The sequence below is a fragment of the Lysinibacillus sp. NPDC092081 genome (genome assembly GCF_044755845.1).
GTDB lineage: Bacteria > Bacillota > Bacilli > Bacillales_A > Planococcaceae > Lysinibacillus.
The window spans coordinates 491,101-512,388 of the sequence record NZ_JBIVRU010000001.1; the positions used below are offsets into that span (position 1 = coordinate 491,101).

Sequence of the window (21,288 nt, forward strand, 5' to 3'; positions counted from 1 at the left end):
GGAACTCTAACCTCTAAGGTAAGCGTTTAACAAGTTTCCGGATTGAACTCAATTCAATTTGACCGTCCCATAGTGTATTTGCGATTGTTGGTGCTAAGACTACTTCTCCTTCATATTCAATAAAGAGCTTTAATAGATTACATTCTAAATCCGATAAATATGATTTATTTGCAAAATTACCAACCCAAAGCTCTTTTGTATGAAAGTATAGACCATTCTCTATTTTTAAAAGATCATCTCCCTTATAATGATGACATTCCTCTCCATCGGTACTATGACATAAATAGTCAATAACGTTATCACAATTATCCATTGCGTATTTCACTTTTTCTAAGGGGTCAATTAACACTTTCTTTACTCCAAATTCACGAGCAATTTGTATATCGCCTTTAGATCCTAACTGTCTTACTAATAACAATTTATCAATAGGAATATGTTTTATCTGACTGAAAATAGTCCAGTCTTCTTCAGTCAAGACATTAACTCCTAAAACGAAATAAGAATAGTCTTGAAATCCTTCTTTCAATAAACGCATGACTTGTACTGCATTATACCTAGGAAACACATGTACTTCCGCTTTTCCTTCTAATAAATATGAAAAATTATTTGCAATATCATTTATATTGGTACAAAGAATGAGCTTGTTCATTTTTCCTCCTTATGCATTTCAAATTTATAGATCCATTATTACAAAATGAGATATATTTACATTTATAGATAAATTTTACTATTTTTATTGATATTTCGCAATAATTCACCAAATGAAATAAGGTTTGATAGAATTAATACTTTTATAAATTACAAAAAAGAAAGCGATGTTTTGAAAAAAAGTTTTTTATAAGCCAAGAAAACTTTTTTGGTTTCTTGTTCTCCAATTTGGTTTATAAAGTGTTCTCCTCCATAAATGGATTATCATAGAAAAGAAGAGATGGTGATAATTGTATATATTACGTTTCGCAGTAAATTTATAGTCAAAAGAAATTACTTCAATAATAAATAAAAAAACACCAATACATGTCGAAAAGACAATGTATTGGTTCTTCTGACTAGCCAAGTTTTATTCCTTCAGAATAATAAATTCTAAATAAGTACGATATCTATTCTTCCTACAAAAGTGGCAATATTCTATTTGCTGACTCCTCTAGAGCTTTTTCTAGGTCCTGATTATAAAAATTTAAAAAAGCGACATCATTTATTGTATCGGTGCATGTTGATCTCATAAACGCCTCCACTTTGGTAAAAGTGGGGTATCTACGTTAACGATTTAGGTACAAATTTTTGATACTTTTTAATGTATTCATCTATCTCATTACTGAATCAGAATAGACAATAAGATAAACAGCTAGTGCACACGCTGATTTAAGCGAAGTGCTAATTTTCTAGTGTACTATTCTCAATTTACTGTAAATCTTTGAAGACATTGGTTACTCCGAAACTCTTCCAAATGTTGTAATAACCATTTTGTAATAGAAAAACCTATCGTACTTCTACTTCCTATTTCACAATACGAAGCGAAAATGCATAAAAAATATACCACTCGATTGAGTGGTTACAACAATGTTTCTAGACTCTTTTATTAAAGCTTTTCACTTTTCGTAAGTATTAAATACTTAAGTTCTGGAGTTCAATGGCTCAAAGATGCAGGGAATTTTGTAAAGGATGCAGTAAAAGCAGGTATAGACTTCCTTGTACTGGACGACGTAAAAACTTTTCAATCCAGATGCTGGAGTAGTTGATAAAGGGCTTGCTATAATTTCATTATTCCCAGCAGGTAAAGTTGTAAAATCAGGAAAAATATATAAAACGGGCTTAGGGAAAGTTCAAAAGTTTAATAACAGAGGAATTTTGATGAATGGGAATTCTAAGACTGGATGGGAACACATTAACAAAAGGCATGTGTCAGGAACTGCTGCTACAAAAGGAACAACACTATTTCCGAAAAACCTTGGTGAGGCAAAAATCAAAAATTTAATTATGGAGTCTTTAGAAAAAGGTCATTTAGCAAGTGTTAATCCAAAAGATGGTACTATGGTGTATAAATATAAACCCGGAAAATATGGTATTGATGAAATGACAACAGTTGTGACAGATAAATACGTTATAAAAACTTCTTACCCAACTAGTGGAAAATCAGTCATCACTAAAAAAAAATAAGAGGAGAGCACTAAATGCAAATAAAATTTAAAGTCGATGAAGATATATTCGTTTTAAAAAATGAGGACCTTGGTTATGATTACTATTTCGATAGTTTTTTAGAAGTATTTGTTAGTGATGGAGATATTGAGGAAGTACTCTTTTCTACAACTATGCACAGTACTATTGTAATTGAATTTAACGAGTTATTAATAAGACTTCATCAAGCAAACGAAGTACAAAAATTAGACCCATTTGGAAACGCTAATATTATTAGCTTTGAAAGGAAAGGGCATAATCTCATTATTACAAACTTTAGTCAATTATCTAGTAACAATGAATGGATACATACTTTCGACTTATTTGATTTTACAACCGCATATATTAATGAATTAAAACGATACTTAAATGCCTTGGTGGCAGTTGATAGTAATGTAATTAAATATAAAAGTTTTATATATCTACAAGAAGGATTAGACTCATTACAAGCAATAAATTAATGCAATAAATTAATTATAATGCAGTATTTTTCCTAAACATAAAAATAATATAAAACACTAATATTTAAAACAGATAACTACGCACTGTCCTAAAAAATGAGACAAATAAAAACACCTTTCGTTGAAAGACAGGTATTGTACCTCATCAAATCAACGTGAAGGTGTTTTTCTATAGGGAAATGACTTAGTTATCCAGTAGAAGTGAAAATGAAAGCAATTGAAATGAGATTAGCAGGGATTCCTAAATGACGATACAGTAATTAAAAAATTCGATTATAATAAATTAAAATTCTGCTGCATGGAGAATAAAAAACTTTTCAAGTGAAGAAAAACGATTTATTGAAAATAGGGTCATGGTTCCACTGCGTTCAATAGGTGAATTTAGCGGCTAATTGTCTAGCCATAAATGACGCTGTTGTGACTGCTATGTATTTTTTCATTTGTTTTGTTCTCCTTTATTTCGATACCTATTTTACGGATGCCTCCTTCTTTAGGTTTCATTTTTTACAAATTCATACATATTATCATAGCACTAAAAACTCCCTGGTGGATTGGAATCATTCATCTCCAGGGAGTTTCGCGCAAAGATATTTATTTAGTCGGTACTGCTTTTCTTCCATATGTCATAAAGCGCCATAGCTTTTCAAATGGCCCCATTTTAAAGAATTTGAACCAGATGACACTAAAGATAATTTGAATGATAAAAATTAAGATTGCAATAATCACCGCATCAGAAGGTGAAACAACTTCAAGCCCCATTAACGACATAAGAGCTAGGCCAATAAAGCTTTGAGCTAAATAGTTTGTAAATGCCATTTGCCCAACTCGTCCAATTGGCTTAAGCAGCTTCGCAATTTTCTTATTTTCTAACAAAACAAATAGACAAGCTAAGTAAAAATACGTTGTCGGAATTACCCCTAAACTAATAACGGAATTTAGATTTTCGTATCCACCTTGAGCTGCAAACCAAATCCATATTGAAATGCCAACAAAAAGTGGGAACGTCACAAATTGTAGCCACTTTATTTGTTTTGAGTATTCACTTACATGACTAATCCAATCAGCTTTTGCTACTAAAAAACCACTTAAAAACATGATAAAAATAGTAATTGCATCATTTCCTAATAAACCAAAAACAGTTGAAAAGGCTTCTTGATTTGGCATTAATATTTGTCCAAGAATACACAGGATATGAACAGTAATAATCGCAAATAACCATCTACTAATTGTTGAAATCTTTGCATGATAAAAAGGTATCAGTAAGAAACCTATTACTGCATAAATAGCAAGGATTGATCCCCAGAAAACAAAAATATGAACAATGCCAATTAACAATAAAGCTAGTAAACGTCTTGCAAAACGCCATCTTGGCTTATCGCCACGCGCTTCTGCACGTGAAGCAAAAATATAAAAACCTACACCAAAGAGGAATGAAAAAATTGAAAAGAATTTCTTCTCAATAAAAATATCAATAAGCGTATCAATAATACCATTAATTCCACTATAGTCAGGCATCGGTCCTCCCTCTACTATTACCTGATAGGCGGCTACATTTATAAACAAAATGCCAAATAACGCTAGCCCACGAATAATATCTAAGGAAACGATTCTTTCTTTTTGAGTAACAGATGGATTCATTCTTAAAAACTCCTTATCTTTCATACTTTACTGCGCTATGGCTATCATAGCCTTCCATCCTTACAGTAGTTTTTTGAAAAGCTTACAGGAACCTTACATTTATAGATGCTTAGCCATCAGTTATTACCTTTTTTCACTTACATTAGTTTTTAATCCCCTTCTAAAAACAAAATTTTCATATTTTATAGTAACAATTATTTTTTTAAAAAGGAGAATAGATGATGTACGGACACCGCAGATTTGGTTTTTGCTACCCTGGTTATAAATACTGTGGACCAGGATGTTCTGGACCAGGTAGACCTATCAATGCCGTAGATTCATGCTGCAAATTACACGACGAATGTTATGCTCGATATGGTAGTACAAGATTTTGCGATGAAATGTTCCAAAATTGCTTACGACGACAAATGAACGCTAATACTAAAATGGCAAAAGATGCTAAATTGTTTTACAATATCTTTGAAATGCGTAATAGATTCTTTTAAATAATAAAGAAAGCTCACGATGTTATTTTTACACCGTGAGCTTTTTTATGAGTCAAGATTTTATATAAATTGCATATTTTTGCGGATTATTAAAGCCAAGATTAGTGCCTAAATGATAAGATGCATGATTATGAACATCACAATCCCAACAAGGCTGTATACCATTTAAAATACAAAAATCAATAAATTTCTCTGCAATGAAGCTTGCTAATCCTTTTCCTCTATAATTCGAATCAGTAACTATATCAATCTCTGCAAATTGCTGCGATTTAAAAATAGAGACCGCTTCGCTAATAATCTTATCTCCATGCTGCAGACAAAAACCAAAACCATTTTCAAGGAAATTATTAGTAGAATCCCAGTATTCCTCATAATATTGATTGTTAAATTCTAAACAATGCTCAATTTGATGTTGCTTGATTTTAATGAATTCATAGTCAAGCGACTTTCGCCTTTCTCTATCGTTATAAGCATTTATAGCAAAGGTAAAAGTATATCTTTCTAGCTTTTTCACAAGACCATTTAAACGTTTTTCAATTTTTGTGTTCCAATCATCTGAATAAGAAAATAATGTGAAACGTTTACTTTGTTCAATGGATTCTTGTAGTAAAGACCCAAGTTTATTTACGATTTGCTCGCTGGAAGAATCACCATAAACAAAGTAAATCCCTGATTTAGTTTGAAATAGTAATGAATGGAAGCTTTCATTGTCGGCGTAGACAGTGCCCTCTATTACCTGATCTAGTATGCTATAGACAAATGTTGGCGCCCTTTCTATAGTTTCTTTGATAATCGAAAATTTCTCGGCTGTAACCTTGATCATTATCATTTCCCCTATTCTTTTGATATATCTTCATTCATTATAACGCCTATAGAAATTACTGGGGTTTTTGTTTAATATTTAAATATTGTATAATGGGTACATAAAATTGAAGGGACTGAATTATGCGCAGATAGCAATATTTTTCATCTCAACTTAATTAATAATTGGAGGTAAAAGTATTGATAGAACAAATTTACACAAAAAGATTATATTTAAGAAAAATGAAGATGGCTGATGCTCATAGTTTATTTAAAATTTGGGCAGACCCGGAAGTTACAAAATTTATGAATATCACCAATTTTACTCATGAAGAACAAGCAAAGGAAATGATTGAGCTTTTTGATGAATTAACTAAGGAGCGTAAGGCTATTCGCTTTACTATTATTGAGAAGGAATCAAATGAGATAATCGGCTCTTGTGGATTCAATTCATTGGACGAAGTTAACGCCTCAGCAGAAATCGGATATGATCTTGCTAAAGCTTATTGGGGAAAAGGCTATGCTCCAGAAAGTATTTCGGCTTTGATTGATTATGCTTTCACCACATTAAACATAAATAGAATTGAAGCAAAAATTGAGCCTGGTAATATAAATTCTATAAAAGTAGTAGAGAAATTGAATTTTACTTTTGAAGGAACATTTCAGGAAAATGAAGAATCAAAAGAATCTTCTTATGACATTAATGTTTATTCTTTATTAAAATAAATTGATGTAAAAATTATAATAGCCAAGAATGTTACCTATGAACATTCTTGGCTGCTTTCATTTCTGTTACTTAATCGGAATCCAAATTTCACAATAAAGATCAAGACTAAATGGATCTTCGTCTGAGTACGTATGTCCAAATAAGTAGGATGTTACCCCCCCTATTCTTTTTAATAAAAATAAAAGTATAGAGACCGTCAGAAGAGACAGATTCTATACTCCCTCTCTAGTTTAAAATATTTTCAATAAATCTATTGGCTTTTCGATGATATAGTCATACTCCTCCGGCTTACCAAAACCATATGAAGCAAAAACAAAAGGAATCCCTGCAAACTTTGCAGAAAGCATATCTCCCTGTGTATCTCCCACATACACAGCATTTTTTATTTGATTTCTTTCCATAATTAATTGAATATTTTCTCCCTTTGACAAGCCTGTACGCCCCGGATTTTCAAAGTCGAGAAAATATTTCTCTAGTTTATGATAATCATAAAATGTTTCAATGTAGCCCTTCTGACAATTACTCACAATGAACAAGCGGAATTTTTTTGAAAGAGCTAGTAAAGTTTCTTCTAACCGCGGATATAAAATACCGCCATTACGTAATAAATCATCTTGCTCTTGCTGGCAGCATGCTAAAATAAGCTCCTTCTGCTTTTCTTCATCAAGATAATCAAATAATACAGCGGCTATTTCACTAATTTGTAACCCCATCGTTTTAGATAAATTTTCTTCGGTGATCTTTCCTTTACCGAAAGGAGACGCCTGAACTACCTGCGTCCATGATTGCGCTACTGTTTTTCTTGAATCCCAAAGTGTCCCATCCAAATCGAAAATAATGCTATCTATGTCCATATGCAACCTCCCTCATTATTATTATACAAAATAAGGATGTTGAGAAACGCGAAAATTTCTCTTAAGGAGGAGTATTTTAGTTAAGAGATACAGTGTTTATGTCGGACTACACTCTATAAAACATCCTTACTACAAAAATAGATTTGGCAAACTAATCGTTTACCAAATCCATTTTATCTTTATTGAATTGGAATCCAAATTTCAGAGTACGAATCAGGGCTATATGCATCTTCATCAGGGTAAACTTCAAGTTCAGCTGTTCCTGCTGGTTTATATGGATTGGATGGGAACCACTCTGAATAAATTTGTTTCCAAGTATTTTGCATCGCATCTGGCATAGGACCATGCACCTCAAAGACAACCCACTTTGATGCAGGTATCTCCAACGCTAATAGATTTTCTCCCACTTCCCCTACATGATCCGTAGCAATCCAGTAATCAATGAAACCATTTTGCCCTTGGTCTGTATTTGGTACACAAACACCTAGCGTCCCTTTGATGCTTCCGTTATTTAATTGGATAAGTTGATGATCGAAGTTTTTCGAATTCATCTCATTCCAAAAATGAGGAATGTCTTGCAAGTTCTCACCATTTTGGCAATTATATGTTCTTTTTACCCCTACCACTTGAAACTTTTCTTTTTCTACGATTTTATACTTCATTGGTTCTGCTCCCTTCAGGCTTACCTGGATGACCAGGCGATTGTATGATTGTAGCTGTCCTTGCTTCTTTCTTGCTTCACTAGGCGTTAGATTATGCTGCTTACGAAATGCCTTTGTGAAAGCTTCAGGAGAGTCGTAGCCATATTTGTAGGCGAGATCGATTACTTTTTTCTCTGTATTTATTAACTCCTGTGCAGCTAATGTTAGCCTTCTACGTCTTATATAATCAGCAATAGACATATCCGTTAAAATCGAGAAAGTCCGTTGAAAATGAAAGACCGAAGAATTTACCTCTCGTGCAATTTGCTCCATTGTGATGTCATCTAATAAATGCTCTTCGATGTAATTTATTGCTTTTTGAATCGACTCAATCCAACTCAATTGCTCTCACTCCTTGTTTATAGTTTAAAACATCAAAAATAGTTATTCCTGTCTTTTTATGCTAACTTTGGACAGGTAAAAATGAAAGCTTTATTTTTAATGGTACATCAACATAGCGTGTGGTTGATCTCCGTTCCGACTGGGCGCTTTCCTGGGGGTCTGGGCAACAGGATGTTGGTCACGAAGGCGTTATCACAGGACTTGATTTTAGACTTCGTTCCTCTATTGCTGATCCCCAAGGAGTCGCCAAGTCTCCATCCCAATCAACCTATATACATAGAATCGATAAACGTCATACCCATTTTTGGATATTATATGTAAAATTAGTATAAATAAAAAATTAGATTGGAGGTTTTGATATTGGTTAAATGGCAAGGGGCTGCAGGAATTTGTTTAAACGAAGACAATCAATTATTAATGGTTTTGCAAGGTACTAAAGAAGAAGCAAAAACATGGGCAGTACCATCAGGCAGAATAGAAGCTACCGAGAATTTTGAGGCTTGTTGTATCCGCGAAGTGTATGAAGAAACGGGATTTGTAGTAGACATCGTCAGAGAAGTGTTACATAAAAATAATGGTGTAGTAGAAGTTCGTTATTTCGAAACAATCATTAAAAGTGGACAAATGACGATTCATGATCCCGATGAATTAATTTATGAAATCGCGTGGAAATCAAAGGAGGATTTACTAGATTTAACTTTAACCTTTCCTGAAGATAGACAATTTCTATTATCATTATTTTAATAATAGAATTATCATGAATTAGGATGGATGGTGTTAGGAAGATCCTATCAGAAGCTTAGTACTTGGCATAACCTCTCGCATATATCCATAACCGCGGGTATTTCCCTTTCACCCGCGGGTAAATTAATCATTTCATTTTTACTTTTTCAATGGCCGCTTCGTATATCAATTTATCATCGATTTTAATATATTGATTTTTTGCTGCCTTACAATAGCCTTCTTGTTTTAAAAAATCCTTTAATTCAGATTTCTTCGCAAAAATTTTTTCAATGACATTCTGCTCCACTGCAGTTTCATCTGTTTTTTTAGCAATTGATACCCAATATATTTTTGACAAGATAATTCCCCCTTTGAATCAATTATTTATAAATAATTAGAGCTGAATGTATAACTGTATGTTCCCCTATATATAACGTATTGTATTTAATATCCACTATTAAATAATCGCTTAAATCTAATAGAGTGTTATTAATATCATGTTCAAATTGTACAATATCATTATTTTGAATCGTTACTACTTGGGTCGCTTGCACCATACATTATCCCCCTTTTCTTCAATCATAGATCAAAAGGAATTATTTGTCACAAAAAAACGTTATCTCAATAGGAGAAGCCAAAGAGTTAGAGTACCGTAGCCCATTTAAAATAGTATTTCATATCGTCCCCTAATAAATATGAAATCAGACAATCCAAAAGAAGCTGTTTTAATTTTATATTACCTCCCTTATATCAATTGATAAAAATAGGTAAAGAACCATTTATATGGTAATGTATTATTGAAATGCCCGGAATATTTTCCACTAAAAATACAAGATTAAAAATATTATAGATAGACCTTCCCTTTAAATCGAGTTTTTATAAATAAACCTTAGTCTAAATGGAGAGATTCAATTGAGAATAATAGAGAGAACAATAATACTATCATGTGCAGCTATATTCCTATTCATTGTTTTTAAAGCAGTATATAATAATATACCTATTAATAGTTATATAACTAAACCTAAAAATTCGGATTATTACCAAATAATTGATAAGGATTTCAATAAAACAGTAGACGTACCTTTTACTGATATTACCTCATTTAGGGGTAATGCTGACTATATTTATATGAGTGTAGATCAAGAGAGTTCTTCTCGTCTCGATAATAAAATTTTTCAATACAATCGAAAGACTCAAAAATACACATCCATATTTAACAGTAAGTTTAAAATGCCCTCTGTTCAAGGTGTTGAATTAAATGATAATTGGTTAGTTTGGGTAGATGCCGACGAAAGTGGATGGCAGTTGAACCCATATTTTATGAATTTAAAGACGAAAGAAATTCAACCGTTGACAAAAGAAAATGAAGAAAATGTTTTTAATGACTTCCCTGTCCTAATTGGGGACTATGCAGCTTGGATTAAATCGGATAGAAAAGTTGAAAAAGCGGAAGTTATGCTAAAGAATCTAAAAACAAATGAAACCGAAAGTATATTTGATTTAAATACCTATACATTTATGAATATGCATTTATCTTCAAAGGATGGAAAAATATTATTTTCTGATAAAAAAAATAATAATGGTTATCTGTATTTATATGATGTAAAAAGTAAAGAAATAGAAGAAATAAAAACTAACTATGAATACATTGGTTGGGCAAGTTTGCTAAATGGCCAACAATTTATTTATTTAACCTTTAATGACCCTAGTGAATCTTCAAGCGATGACCAAAAGCTTCTTTTTTATAACATTTCTAATAAACATACCCAAGAAGTTCTTTCGGATGTGTTAACTGTAAATGCTCATTATACAGATTTTAATAATCAAGTGTTTTTTTCTTATAACGATGAAGGTATGAGAAAATTTAAGGTGAAGAATAATTTACTAGTTGAAGATAGGGAATTAAATGGGGAATTAGAAACTCTTAACTTTTATAGGCTTTCTGCTGATAATAATATCTATATTATTAATCAGGACCTTTCAGATGAAAAACGTAAAAGCAAATTAATTATCCAAAGTGAACTACCTAATTAAAAATGGCAATCCCTATCAATGAAAAATAGGGATAGCCTTCTTCTTTGACACTCAATTCCTCGTATTTTAAATTAAACAAGTGTCGGAGCACCAAGCCCCAACACTCCCCTTCTAATACATTTTCAAATATTCTTCCCGCTCCCAGTTATGGACACGTGTGCGGTATTTATTCCATTCTATTTCTTTAGCAGCCGTGAATTTTTCAAAGATATGATCTCCAAGCGCTTCACGTATGATATGATCCATCTCTAGTTCAAGGAGCGCATATTCCAATGACGCTGGGAGGCTGTCAATACTATTCAATTCACGTTCAGCTCGTGACATTTTATAAATATTGCGATCTACAGCATCCGGTGGTGTGAGATCTTTGCGAATGCCATCGAGCCCTGATGCCAAAATAACGGCCATCGCTAAATAAGGGTTTGCTGCTGGATCGACAGAACGCAGCTCGATACGTGTTGATAGTCCTCGTGAAGCTGGAATTCGAATAAGTGGTGAACGGTTTTGTGCAGACCATGCCACATAGCAAGGGGCCTCATAGCCAGGCACTAATCGTTTATAGGAATTAACAAGTGGGTTTGTTATAGCTGTAAAGCCGTGTACATGTTTTAATATTCCTGCCATAAAGCTACGCGCTGTTTGGCTTAATTGCAATTCTGCGCTTTCATCATAAAACGCATTGTTATCCCCTTCAAATAATGATAAATTGAAATGCATACCAGAACCGTTAACACCAAATAGTGGTTTTGGCATAAAGGTTGCGTGTAGTCCATGCTGTGCAGCTATCGTTTTTACAACAAGCTTAAACGTTTGAATATTATCACATGCTTCGATCGCATTTGCATACTTAAAGTCGATTTCATGTTGACCAGGTGCAACCTCATGATGTGATGCCTCAATTTCAAAGCCCATTTCTTCTAACTCTAATACGATATCACGTCGACAGTTCTCCCCTAAGTCAGTTGGAGCTAAGTCGAAATACCCACCGCTATCATTTAACTCGAGTGTTGGATGCCCTTTTTCATCTAACTTAAATAAGAAAAATTCTGGCTCTGGTCCTAAATTAAATGAGCTAAACCCTAACTCCTCCATCTCCTTTAACATCCTCTTCAGATTGGAGCGTGGATCACCTTCAAATGGTGTACCATCTGGTCTATCAATATCACAGATCAAACGAGCCACTTTGCCTTTTTCAGCAGTCCAAGGAAAAATCACGAATGTATCACGGTCGGGACGCAAATACATATCTGATTCTTCAATACGTACAAAACCTTCAATTGATGAACCATCAAACATAATTTTATTGTCCAATGCTTTTTCTAATTGGCTAACTGGTACTTCAACGTTTTTTATTGTTCCTAATATATCAGTAAATTGTAGGCGAATAAATTTCACATTTTCTTCTTTGACATGGCGTTTAATATCCTCTTTTGTATAACGTTTCATTTTTCACCACTCCAATGTAATTTTAATTAACACAGATTTTTATAACTGTTTTTAAAATACATTAAAAGGATGCAAAACACAATATCTATGTAAGGTTTTATTACATGCTTTTTGTCGAATATATTAATCTTTTTTACAGATGGATAGAATCATCCTCCCTTCCCGCTTATCATTTAAGGTCTTTTGACTCATCATACGATTGTTTAACTGAAATATTTTTGACTTTATTGCTTGAAGCAAGAACTTTTTTTCCATATTTTATATCACATTAGTCTTGTGTAATGTCATATTTATTGGTAAATTTATAGCAAATTAGAATTTCTGTATTATTCATCAGATAAGTAAATATGGCGTATATATAATAGTCGGAAATTATTATATCAATTTTGCCTTGGCGTAATTTCGTCCGTGGCTTTATCTTCTGTTAAAGATACATAAGGCGGTGAATGTAAGAAGCATGTCAGTATTAGTTATTGGCAGCGTAAGTAATGATGTATTGCGTCTGCAAAAATATTTTCATCGTATCGACATCAAAAATATTCATTGCTTTACAATGACTGACGTAGCAATGAATTATTTATCAGATTCTTTGAAAGAAGAGCTAGAATTAATTATTCTCGATGCAAAAATGACGCTTAAAAATTGCGAGAACATTTGTCAACAAATTGAAGAACTAAAAAACTGGATTGATGCCCCTATCCTCCTTTCTACTACTTACGAAAAAAGTATTACAATTGATAGGGTTTTTGAAGCCGGGATTTTCGACTTTATTTTAAAACCATTTGATTTTACTCAGTTTAAAACTCGGATTCAAGTGGCCCTTAAATATCAAAAGGAAACCAAGCTACGAAAGCAGCAAGAAAGTATTATTCAAAAAGATTTAATCGTCGCGAAGAAATTCCAAAAAAATGCACTATCTCCACCATTGAATCTTGAGCATATTCAGATTGATGGGCTTTATGTTACGTCCAACACCTTAGGAGGTGACATGTACTGCTGGTTTAAGATTAATGAACATTTAACTGCCATTCTTCTTTACGACGCAATGGGACATGGCATCGCCGCATCACTCGTCACAATGTCCATTAGATCTTTGTTAAAAGGAATGATTACGAAATTAATCGATCCAGTTTTGGTAATTCGAGAACTTAACCGCCAAATTTACGAGCTATTTTCTGATGAAGATATGGACCGTTTTTTAATGACGGCTATCTACATACTCATTGATACGAAAAACGGAACTGCACACTATGTTAATGCGGCTCATCCATCTGGTTTCTTATTTGGAAAATACGGAGAGACGGTGTTCCTTCCAGCAAATACACCTATTTTAGGGCTATTCCCAACCATTCCTATTAATAAAAAAACGATACCCTTATCCGGATGGCATCGCATAATACTTTATACAGATGGATTATTGACAATAAATGATCAACATGTTGTTGATATGGACTTTTTCCATTCCTATGCTTCACAAGATAATGGCTATGCCTTGCAAAAATTTTCTCAAAAATATGATTTATTAGACAATGATTATAGCGATGATATAACAGTAGTTTCAATAACAATTACATTACAGGGTCGGTGATTGATGATGGAATTCATACTCAATGTAAATCCTGATACACAAGCTATAGCTTATGTAGATCAAGTTATAGAGAATTATACAAATGTATATAATTTACCTTTTAAAAGAGAATTACGATTTGTCGTACATGAATTAGTTATTAATGCTGTGGAAGCTGTAGAAAAGATTGAGCCATACTCCCAAAAGGCAATTCAAGTACATGTATACCACTCTAATGAAGAAATAAAAATAACAGTTACTGATGAAGCGAAAGGAATCGCTGAAAAGGATTGGGATAAGGCTCTACAATTTGATTTAAACGAAATGGATTATTCAGATCGTGGGCGAGGTTTATTTTTTGTTAAAAATATGGTAGACCATATTTGGTTTGAAAATATTTCTGAAACAAAATTTTTAGTTGGTATTTCAAAAAAGATTCATGTATAAAGTAAACGTAAAATTGGAGGAGTTTTCATGAAGCTATCAATCCGAAAAAAAATGAGCCTGTTAATATTCGGGTGTATTTTGCTACTCACTACACTTTTAGCAGGAATAAATTTTTATGTTGCCAAAAAAAATCTTTTAGAAAGCGCAAATACAAAACTTTTATCAGATATTCAATTGAGCTATGAATATTTAGATGCTAAATTCCCTGGAGAATGGTCCATTAAAAACAATCAATTGTATAAAGGTGACGTCAAAATGGTAGACAATTTTGACGTAGCTGATAAAGTGGGAGAGCTAACAAACGGAAATGTCGTCTCAATCTTCCAAAACGATACTCGTATTAGTACAAATATAGTCGAAAATGGAGAACGTGCATTAAATACAAAGGTCTCTGATGAAGTTGCAAAAGTTGTGTTAGGAGAAAAAAAACGTTTTATCGGATCAGCAAATGTCTTGGGTAGTATGCATCAAGGAGCCTATGACCCCATTGTAAACAGCCAAGGAGATGTTATTGGCGTATGGGCAACAGCTGTACCTACCGCTCCATATATAAGCATTGCTACAAAGTCTGCACTGGAAAATGTAGCGATTTCATTAGGAATTGCCATATTAATGATTGTTGGGATCAGTTGGTTTTTACAGCGACAAATCATCACCCCTATTAATATTTTAAGTACAAATGCCAAAGAGTTAGCTGATTTAAACTTAAATGTTAAGTTATTAAATCCTAAAGGTAAAGATGAGATTGCTGTTTTAGCAAATGCCTTTAGTGATATGAAAAATCGCTTAACAGAGACGATGACAATCGTAGCTGGTAGTGCTAACCAAATAGCTAACTCATCTCACTCATTAGCAGAATCATCACACCAAACCAGTGAGGCTTCTAGTCAAATTGCACTTACGATGAATGAAATTGCCGTTGGCACTACGACTCAATCTGATCAGGCTGAACAAATAGTGTCCATGATGCAAAAATCAATTGAAGAAGTATCGAGCAGTTTACAAAAGGCCGAGAACACGTTAAATAGCGCTATAGATTCGACCAAAATTGCACGTAAAGGTGAAGAGGCTATTAATGAGGCTATTAAACATTTAAGCGACGTCACGCAAACAGTGTCTTATGCGACAGATTCTATCCAAAAACTCGGTAAACGCTCTGAAGAAATTGGTGGTATTATTACCGTTATTACTGGTATTGCAGAGCAAACAAATCTACTCGCCCTCAATGCAGCCATCGAAGCAGCACGGGCAGGCGAGCAAGGAAAAGGGTTCGCCGTTGTCGCATCAGAGGTGCGCCAGCTAGCCGAACAATCAAGCTTAGCATCAGGACAAATTACAAATCTCATTAATGATATTCAGGCTGAAACTTCTGTGACAGTTCGCACGATGGAAAGTAATTTGCTAGCTGTAGAGGAGCAAGTAACAATTATCAATAAAGGAGGAACGGCTTTAAAGGAAATTGTTGAAAAGGTTGAAGCAACAGAAAAAGGCGTTGAGCAAATGAAGGCTGCATTTACGCATGTAAACAATAACTCATTAGGTGTTCAACAAGCCATTCAAGATATTTCTCGTATCATTGAAGATTCCGCAGCAGCAACAGAAGAAATTGCCGCAACATCAGAAGAACAATATGCAACTGTTGCAGAAATTACTCAAAGTTCAGATGAATTAGCATCAATTGCTGATAAATTACAAAATGAAGTCAATAAATTCAAGTTTTAATTTCTAAAAAGAATTCCCTTACATGAAAAGAAAATGGAGGCGCTATAGTATGAATCAGAAAAAAATTGCGATGGATATTGACACAAAGGCTGATTATATTTTGATTGCGTTTACTGGCGATTTAGAATACGGGATGATTGAAGAGATAAAAAAAGAGCTTCAATCGTTAAGCTTGGAAACAAAGCATGGATACATTATCGATATGCAAAAGGTTACAAACATTGATAGTACCGGCTTTGGCATGATCGTCAATTTCGCCAAGAAAGTATCTGTAAAAGAAAAGAAAATCGCCATTATTGTCGTCGATGATTTCATTCGCAACTTGTTTGCTATTTCGCAAGTCGATAAAGTATTCCCTATTACGAAAAGCGAAGAGAAAGCGAGACAAATCATTAAAGAAGGCTGGCTAGGTGAGCTATCGCTTAGCGAATATTAACCTATTGTTGCCCCCATCATTCAAGAAGGTTGCATTCCTATTAAACGGAACGCAACCTACTCTTTTTAATATTGTAAAAGCATATTTACGAACACAACGATAATGACAAGAGGTACTACTATTAACATCAATAGATGATATGTTGAATAGAACCCCTGTCCCATTTGACTTCCTATCAATAATTCTTTCTTCACAAATTCTTTATCCACTACATACGCAATAAAGATAGCAATCAACAAGTTACCTAACGGAAGCATTAAATTAGATACTAAAAAGTCAGTTGCATCAAAAATTGTTTTTCCAAAGATTGATACGTCCGCCAATGTACTCGATGAAAGAGCTGCAGGAATAGCCGCAACAAAGACTACTACACCAAGTAGCATTGTCAATGCAGGACGAGACATACGCCCTTTCTCCATAAATGCCGCTACGATAATTTCATATAAACTGAAAGAAGAGGTTAACGTTGCAAATAAAAATAATATTAAAAACATCGCTAAGAATATTTCACCAAAGGGCATTTGGCTAAATGCTGTTGGCAGAACCATAAATAGTAAGCCTGGTCCAGATGCTGGTTCTAAATTAAAAGCAAATACAACAGGGAAAATCGCCAATCCCGCTAAGAAAGATACAAGCACAGTGAGAAGAACAACGGAGCCTGCAGAATTCGGTAAGCTCACATCCTTCTTTAAATAGGAGCTGTACGTCACAAGACAAGAAAACCCTACCGCTAAGCCAAAGAAGGACTGCCCCAACGCTTCTAATATAGCCTTTCCAGTTATATTGGAAAAGTCCGGCCACAAGAAGAATTTAACCCCTTCCATTGCTCCATCTAATGTCAAAGCCCGCACAACAAGCACAATAAACATAATAAACAATAAAGGCATCATCCACTTATTAGCCTTCTCTATACCATTTTGCACACCAAGTGAAATGACTAGCACATTTACTAGCGTAAACAATCCTAAACCTAGTAATGTAATCCAAGGTGTTCCTACAATCTTTCCAAATAGTTCACTAGGATCATTGGCAGAATCAATAACAGCCCCAGTCACACCAAGGCCACTATAGATAAAAATCCAACCTCCCACAACACTATAAAAACTTAACAATAAAAAACAACCAAGTACACCCATACGACCAACCCAAGCCCAGCCTGTTTTCGTAGGTGCAATTTTTTTATAGGCAGTCACAGCCTCGGACTGTGTACCACGACCTAAAATATATTCTGATAATAACATCGGTAAACCAATCAACAATGTAAATAGAACAAAAATAAGGAAGAACGCTCCCCCACCACTTTGTCCAGTAACATATGGAAGCTTCCAAATTGCCCCTAGTCCGATCGCAGCTCCTGCCGATGCTAAAATAAAGCCTAGTTTACTAGACCACTGACTCTTTTTTTCACTCATCTCTTCAAACTCCTCTAACATTCTAAGCTCTTCCTTATTCTACATTAAAATACTAAACCCGACTAGATTAATTCTATATGTTACTTTTGCACAATATTATCCAACCTACATAAAAAAACCTCGAGCATTTAACAGCTCGAGGTTTCATTCCAATTATTTTGTTAAATACATAGAACGCTGCTGATGAATCCATTTACGCATTGTTGTGAATAGTAATGCCATGATGATAGTAATTAAAATACCTTTCACCACGTTAAATGGCAAAATACCAGCTACGATCATTTTATATAGTGAATCACCTACAACAGGCTCCATACCTAAAAAGTAAGTGTACATAGGTAAAAATACTGCATAGTTAAGAATGCTCATTCCCACTGCCATTATGATTGTTCCAACAGCTAAACCTCCGATAAGTCCTTGAACTGTTTTGACGCGATTAAAAACAAAGCTAACTGGTAAAATAAATAAAATACCTGTTACAAAGTTCGCGATATGTCCTACTGGTACTCCCGTTGGCGTGCCTGAGAAAATCCAGTCCAACACATTTTTAAAGAATTCTACTAAAATACCGGCTACAGGTCCCATAGTGATCGCCGCTAGTAATGCTGGCAAATCACTGAAGTCCACTTCCAAAAACGCCGGAAATGGCGGAATAGGGAAATTAAAAAGCATTAATAAAAACGAAATACTGCTCAGCATGCCAATCGTTATAAACGATTGAAGTTTAACATTTTTCTTCATAGAAAACTCTCTCCTCTTTGCTGATTCAATCTCGCAAGAAGAAAGGTTACGACCTAATCAATTATTATCATGAAAAAACCCTTATGCAAAAGAGCATAAGGGAGAATAGGCATGATTAAAGAACGCCATTAATTAACTATTTTTGAGCATACGCTGTGTGAAGCCACATCGAAAAAACGCTCGTACATAGCTAAATTCATAACAATGAATGACGATCGTACCTCCATCTTCTCCCATCCAGACTTTAACTGTCGGCCTTGGAATCGCACCAAGTCAGCCATGCAAAAAATTATTTGCACAGGTCGCGGGCTGAAGAGCTTTTAATAAATCATTCGAGCTAATGTGTTTTAAAGGAAACATTAGCGATTTACAACTCTATTACCGCCGGTCGGGATTTTCACCCTGCCCCGAAGATGAATCATTATTTTTTTGTTTCATAGCCTTACTATAATGAATTATTAGAGAAAAGTAAATAGCTTTGCTTGAAAAATTCCGATTAAACTTGTATGTTTTACAGACACTCGGTTAATCTCCTTATAAAGTGAAACTGTAATCAGTATGGGTTTTCCGCATCCCAATTGCTTTTTAATATTCACCAATCAGGCAATTTATCGTTCCCTTAACTTCTTTGCTCTTGGTGTTATAAAATGCCAAGAGCATTCACGCACATACAACGGCGAGAATGCTCCAAAAAAATTATTTAAGTTCCGTAAGTCTATTTGTTGTTATGCTTTTTATGGCATATATCGTTTATTGGCTCCTACAGGCTTTGGCAAGAAATTTTTTAAATCAAATCCTTCCCAGCTCTCCTGTACAACATTGTCTAGACGTACTTGTTTATCAAAGCTTGCAGCGGTGAGCATCATAGCTTCTATCAATTGAGTTGCACGAACCGCGTCCATTGTCGTTAAATCAAGTGGCTCATCAAATGTAACAATAACACCTTCTGCCACCTCTTTCACAGTATATGTGATATTTTCCGGTACGACAGGAAAGTATGCATCATCATTATTATTTCGCATAACAGCAAGAGCTTCTGTTACAGTGGAAAAAGTTTTACGGGAATCGGGTGATAAATATTCAGCCCCATTTTCATCTTTATATAAATAATAATTAAAATGATTTGAGCTTGTTAATGCCATGGGTTTACTTGAATCTTCTTCCTTGGGAAACTCGTGGACTGTACCATCAGGATTTTCAAATTCAATATCTTTATACTCGGAATCTGAGAATGTATCTTGTATTGTCCCTAAATATTCGTCTGTATCTGCTGAAGCGACATCAAAGTCATTTTTCTTCGGTAATACATGGACTAGTTTATCGCCCTTCTCCTTTATTTCCCCTTTATATGGATGATAGTTAGTAAAACCATTTGCTTTCTCATCAATTTGTGGCGCATACTTTTCATACATTTGTAGTGTTGTGGGCTTTTTCTTCCCAAAATCAGTAGTAACTCGTTCATTTGGAATGATATACGTCATCGGTACACTTTTCTTATCACGATTTGCCAAACCAATACGGAACACTATTGCGTCTGTTAAATCTTCCTCATAAACAGATGATCGTAGTGACATGATCCGTGCATGGTCTGCTACTATGTTGGATTCCATAATTTTATCTTGGTTGACAGAGCTTTTTGCTGCACGATTATCCTGCAATGTTGAATATTGAGAAGGTTCAGGAGCATTAGCCTGGTTCATCTTTGTATCATTATGATTCATGAACATGGAGCCTGTAAGTACTGTTAAAGCGAAAATTGCTGCAACACTCATAAAGATTGGCCATTTACGAACTTTCTTTTTTGTTGTTGCTGTCTCGGTACTTTCTTGTTGCGTATGCATACTGTGTTGTTGCTCTTGCGATGTTATTTCATCATCTATTGGTTGTTGTATAGCTTCTTGAAGATGGACATTATCCTGCAAGCGAGCATCTGCCAATAATCGATTTAATATTTCTTCTTTCGAACGGCGGTCAGAAAGCTTAGGGGCATTATTTAATACATGTTCAAGTTGGTCATCATCAAATTGATTATGTGTCATTGCCGTTTCGCCTCCTGTTCTCTAACCTGTTTGAGCTGTTGCCTTAAAAATTTAATGGCACGATGCTGAGTAGTTTTTACCTTCGCTTCTGTCCAATCTAGTATTTGCGCTGTTTCTGCAATCGATAAATCTTGAAAATAACGCATAATAATGACCATTTTTTGGTCACCTGTACAGTGTTCAAGTGCTGATTGCATCTGCATAAATTCATCACTGGCCAGCAACACGCCTTCCGGTGATGGTGTGGTTGAATGTAGCTGTTCCGTTTCCCAGTCAAAAAAATCAAGTGAATGTTTTTGGCGTACAGCCTGCTTTCTAAAATGATCAATAGCGACATTTTTAGCAATAGCAAAAAGCCATGTCTTTTCACTGCTATTTCCTGCGAACTGATCATATGAGCGCAATACGCGAACATAAACCTCATGCGCTAAATCCTCAGCAAGTGTACGGTTTTTTACTAAATAAATAAGAAACTGGAACACGTCTTGATGATATGCATCGTATAATCGATGGAACACGGAGTCATTCAAAGCACTCCAC

22 protein-coding genes and 1 riboswitch are annotated in these 21,288 nt (G+C 34.4%); of the genes, 10 read left to right on the forward strand and 12 right to left on the reverse strand.

Going from position 1 to position 21,288, the window contains the following annotated elements; all coding sequences use genetic code 11:
* Nucleotides 1-13: 13 nt before the first annotated feature.
* On the reverse strand, nt 14-649 hold the full coding sequence (locus ACIQLB_RS02560) for a hypothetical protein (RefSeq protein WP_400720459.1): 636 nt from the start codon (nt 647-649) through the stop codon (nt 14-16).
* 1,199 nt (nt 650-1,848) lie between these two features.
* Between ACIQLB_RS02560 and ACIQLB_RS02565 the strand changes: the two genes are divergently transcribed.
* A complete protein-coding gene (locus ACIQLB_RS02565; protein WP_400720462.1) occupies nt 1,849-2,154 on the forward strand; it encodes a hypothetical protein in 306 nt (101 codons plus the stop codon).
* Nucleotides 2,155-2,168: 14 nt separating this feature from the next.
* A complete protein-coding gene (locus tag ACIQLB_RS02570; RefSeq protein WP_400720465.1) occupies nt 2,169-2,633 on the forward strand; it encodes a hypothetical protein in 465 nt (154 codons plus the stop codon).
* 591 nt (nt 2,634-3,224) lie between these two features.
* Here the strand turns inward: ACIQLB_RS02570 and ACIQLB_RS02575 are convergent.
* Nucleotides 3,225-4,271, reverse strand: coding sequence for a DUF418 domain-containing protein (locus ACIQLB_RS02575; protein ID WP_400720468.1), 1,047 nt, complete (start codon nt 4,269-4,271; stop codon nt 3,225-3,227).
* 221 nt (nt 4,272-4,492) lie between these two features.
* Between ACIQLB_RS02575 and ACIQLB_RS02580 the strand changes: the two genes are divergently transcribed.
* Nucleotides 4,493-4,756, forward strand: a complete 264-nt coding sequence (locus ACIQLB_RS02580; protein WP_400720471.1) for a phospholipase A2 family protein — start codon at nt 4,493-4,495, stop codon at nt 4,754-4,756.
* Between the two features lie 52 nt (nt 4,757-4,808).
* On the opposite strand, the gene ACIQLB_RS02585 is transcribed toward ACIQLB_RS02580, so the two are convergent.
* On the reverse strand, nt 4,809-5,579 hold the full coding sequence (locus ACIQLB_RS02585; RefSeq protein ID WP_400720474.1) for a GNAT family N-acetyltransferase: 771 nt from the start codon (nt 5,577-5,579) through the stop codon (nt 4,809-4,811).
* Nucleotides 5,580-5,758: 179 nt separating this feature from the next.
* Between ACIQLB_RS02585 and ACIQLB_RS02590 the strand changes: the two genes are divergently transcribed.
* Nucleotides 5,759-6,283 carry a GNAT family N-acetyltransferase gene (locus ACIQLB_RS02590; RefSeq protein WP_400720477.1) on the forward strand — a complete coding sequence of 175 codons (525 nt, stop codon included), beginning with the start codon at nt 5,759-5,761 and terminating at the stop codon, nt 6,281-6,283.
* A gap of 231 nt (nt 6,284-6,514) precedes the next feature.
* On the opposite strand, the gene ACIQLB_RS02595 is transcribed toward ACIQLB_RS02590, so the two are convergent.
* Together ACIQLB_RS02595 and ACIQLB_RS02600 are read right to left on the reverse strand one after the other, a co-directional pair.
* Nucleotides 6,515-7,138 (reverse strand): HAD family hydrolase, encoded by a 624-nt coding sequence (locus ACIQLB_RS02595; protein ID WP_400720480.1) that lies wholly within the window; start codon nt 7,136-7,138, stop codon nt 6,515-6,517.
* Nucleotides 7,139-7,317: 179 nt separating this feature from the next.
* Nucleotides 7,318-8,181, reverse strand: a complete 864-nt coding sequence (locus ACIQLB_RS02600) for an AraC family transcriptional regulator (RefSeq protein WP_400720482.1) — start codon at nt 8,179-8,181, stop codon at nt 7,318-7,320.
* Nucleotides 8,182-8,535: 354 nt separating this feature from the next.
* Here ACIQLB_RS02600 and ACIQLB_RS02605 point away from each other — a divergent pair, with 354 nt between their 5' ends.
* A complete protein-coding gene (locus tag ACIQLB_RS02605) occupies nt 8,536-8,925 on the forward strand; it encodes an NUDIX hydrolase (RefSeq protein ID WP_400720485.1) in 390 nt (129 codons plus the stop codon).
* A gap of 127 nt (nt 8,926-9,052) precedes the next feature.
* Here the strand turns inward: ACIQLB_RS02605 and ACIQLB_RS02610 are convergent, their stop codons facing one another.
* On the reverse strand, nt 9,053-9,262 hold the full coding sequence (locus tag ACIQLB_RS02610; protein WP_400720488.1) for a hypothetical protein: 210 nt from the start codon (nt 9,260-9,262) through the stop codon (nt 9,053-9,055).
* A 22-nt stretch (nt 9,263-9,284) separates the two neighbouring features.
* Complete coding sequence (locus tag ACIQLB_RS02615) at nt 9,285-9,461, reverse strand: sporulation protein Cse60 (protein WP_400720491.1); 177 nt, start codon at nt 9,459-9,461, stop codon at nt 9,285-9,287.
* A 355-nt stretch (nt 9,462-9,816) separates the two neighbouring features.
* Between ACIQLB_RS02615 and ACIQLB_RS02620 the strand changes: the two genes are divergently transcribed.
* Complete coding sequence (locus ACIQLB_RS02620; protein ID WP_400720494.1) at nt 9,817-10,938, forward strand: TolB-like translocation protein; 1,122 nt, start codon at nt 9,817-9,819, stop codon at nt 10,936-10,938.
* A gap of 111 nt (nt 10,939-11,049) precedes the next feature.
* Here the strand turns inward: ACIQLB_RS02620 and glnA are convergent, their stop codons facing one another.
* The gene (glnA, locus tag ACIQLB_RS02625) at nt 11,050-12,384 is read right to left on the reverse strand and encodes a type I glutamate--ammonia ligase (protein ID WP_400720497.1); all 1,335 of its coding nucleotides are present in this window, start codon (nt 12,382-12,384) and stop codon (nt 11,050-11,052) included.
* 457 nt (nt 12,385-12,841) lie between these two features.
* Here glnA and ACIQLB_RS02630 point away from each other — a divergent pair, with 457 nt between their 5' ends.
* From ACIQLB_RS02630 to ACIQLB_RS02645, 4 genes are read left to right on the forward strand one after another with little or no spacing between them, the layout of a single operon-like run.
* Nucleotides 12,842-13,972, forward strand: coding sequence for a SpoIIE family protein phosphatase (locus ACIQLB_RS02630; RefSeq protein ID WP_400720499.1), 1,131 nt, complete (start codon nt 12,842-12,844; stop codon nt 13,970-13,972).
* Between the two features lie 3 nt (nt 13,973-13,975).
* Nucleotides 13,976-14,398, forward strand: coding sequence for an ATP-binding protein (locus ACIQLB_RS02635; protein ID WP_400720501.1), 423 nt, complete (start codon nt 13,976-13,978; stop codon nt 14,396-14,398).
* A gap of 27 nt (nt 14,399-14,425) precedes the next feature.
* A complete protein-coding gene (locus ACIQLB_RS02640; RefSeq protein WP_400720503.1) occupies nt 14,426-16,120 on the forward strand; it encodes a methyl-accepting chemotaxis protein in 1,695 nt (564 codons plus the stop codon).
* Between the two features lie 49 nt (nt 16,121-16,169).
* The gene (locus ACIQLB_RS02645) at nt 16,170-16,556 is read left to right on the forward strand and encodes an STAS domain-containing protein (RefSeq protein WP_387080283.1); all 387 of its coding nucleotides are present in this window, start codon (nt 16,170-16,172) and stop codon (nt 16,554-16,556) included.
* Nucleotides 16,557-16,621: 65 nt separating this feature from the next.
* Here ACIQLB_RS02645 and ACIQLB_RS02650 read toward each other — a convergent pair whose 3' ends face one another.
* The 4 genes from ACIQLB_RS02650 to sigX form a co-directional block, all read right to left on the reverse strand.
* Nucleotides 16,622-17,968: a sodium-dependent transporter gene (locus ACIQLB_RS02650; protein ID WP_400720506.1), complete on the reverse strand. Its 1,347-nt coding sequence runs from the start codon at nt 17,966-17,968 to the stop codon at nt 16,622-16,624.
* A 153-nt stretch (nt 17,969-18,121) separates the two neighbouring features.
* A complete protein-coding gene (locus ACIQLB_RS02655) occupies nt 18,122-18,709 on the reverse strand; it encodes an ECF transporter S component (protein ID WP_400720509.1) in 588 nt (195 codons plus the stop codon).
* Between the two features lie 221 nt (nt 18,710-18,930).
* Nucleotides 18,931-19,128, reverse strand: a riboswitch (FMN riboswitch).
* A 315-nt stretch (nt 19,129-19,443) separates the two neighbouring features.
* Nucleotides 19,444-20,748, reverse strand: a complete 1,305-nt coding sequence (locus ACIQLB_RS02660; protein WP_400720512.1) for an RNA polymerase subunit sigma — start codon at nt 20,746-20,748, stop codon at nt 19,444-19,446.
* On the reverse strand, nt 20,745-21,278 hold the full coding sequence (gene sigX, locus ACIQLB_RS02665; protein WP_400720515.1) for an RNA polymerase sigma factor SigX: 534 nt from the start codon (nt 21,276-21,278) through the stop codon (nt 20,745-20,747). The genes ACIQLB_RS02660 and sigX overlap by 4 nt, the downstream gene beginning before the upstream one ends.
* Nucleotides 21,279-21,288: the final 10 nt, after the last annotated feature.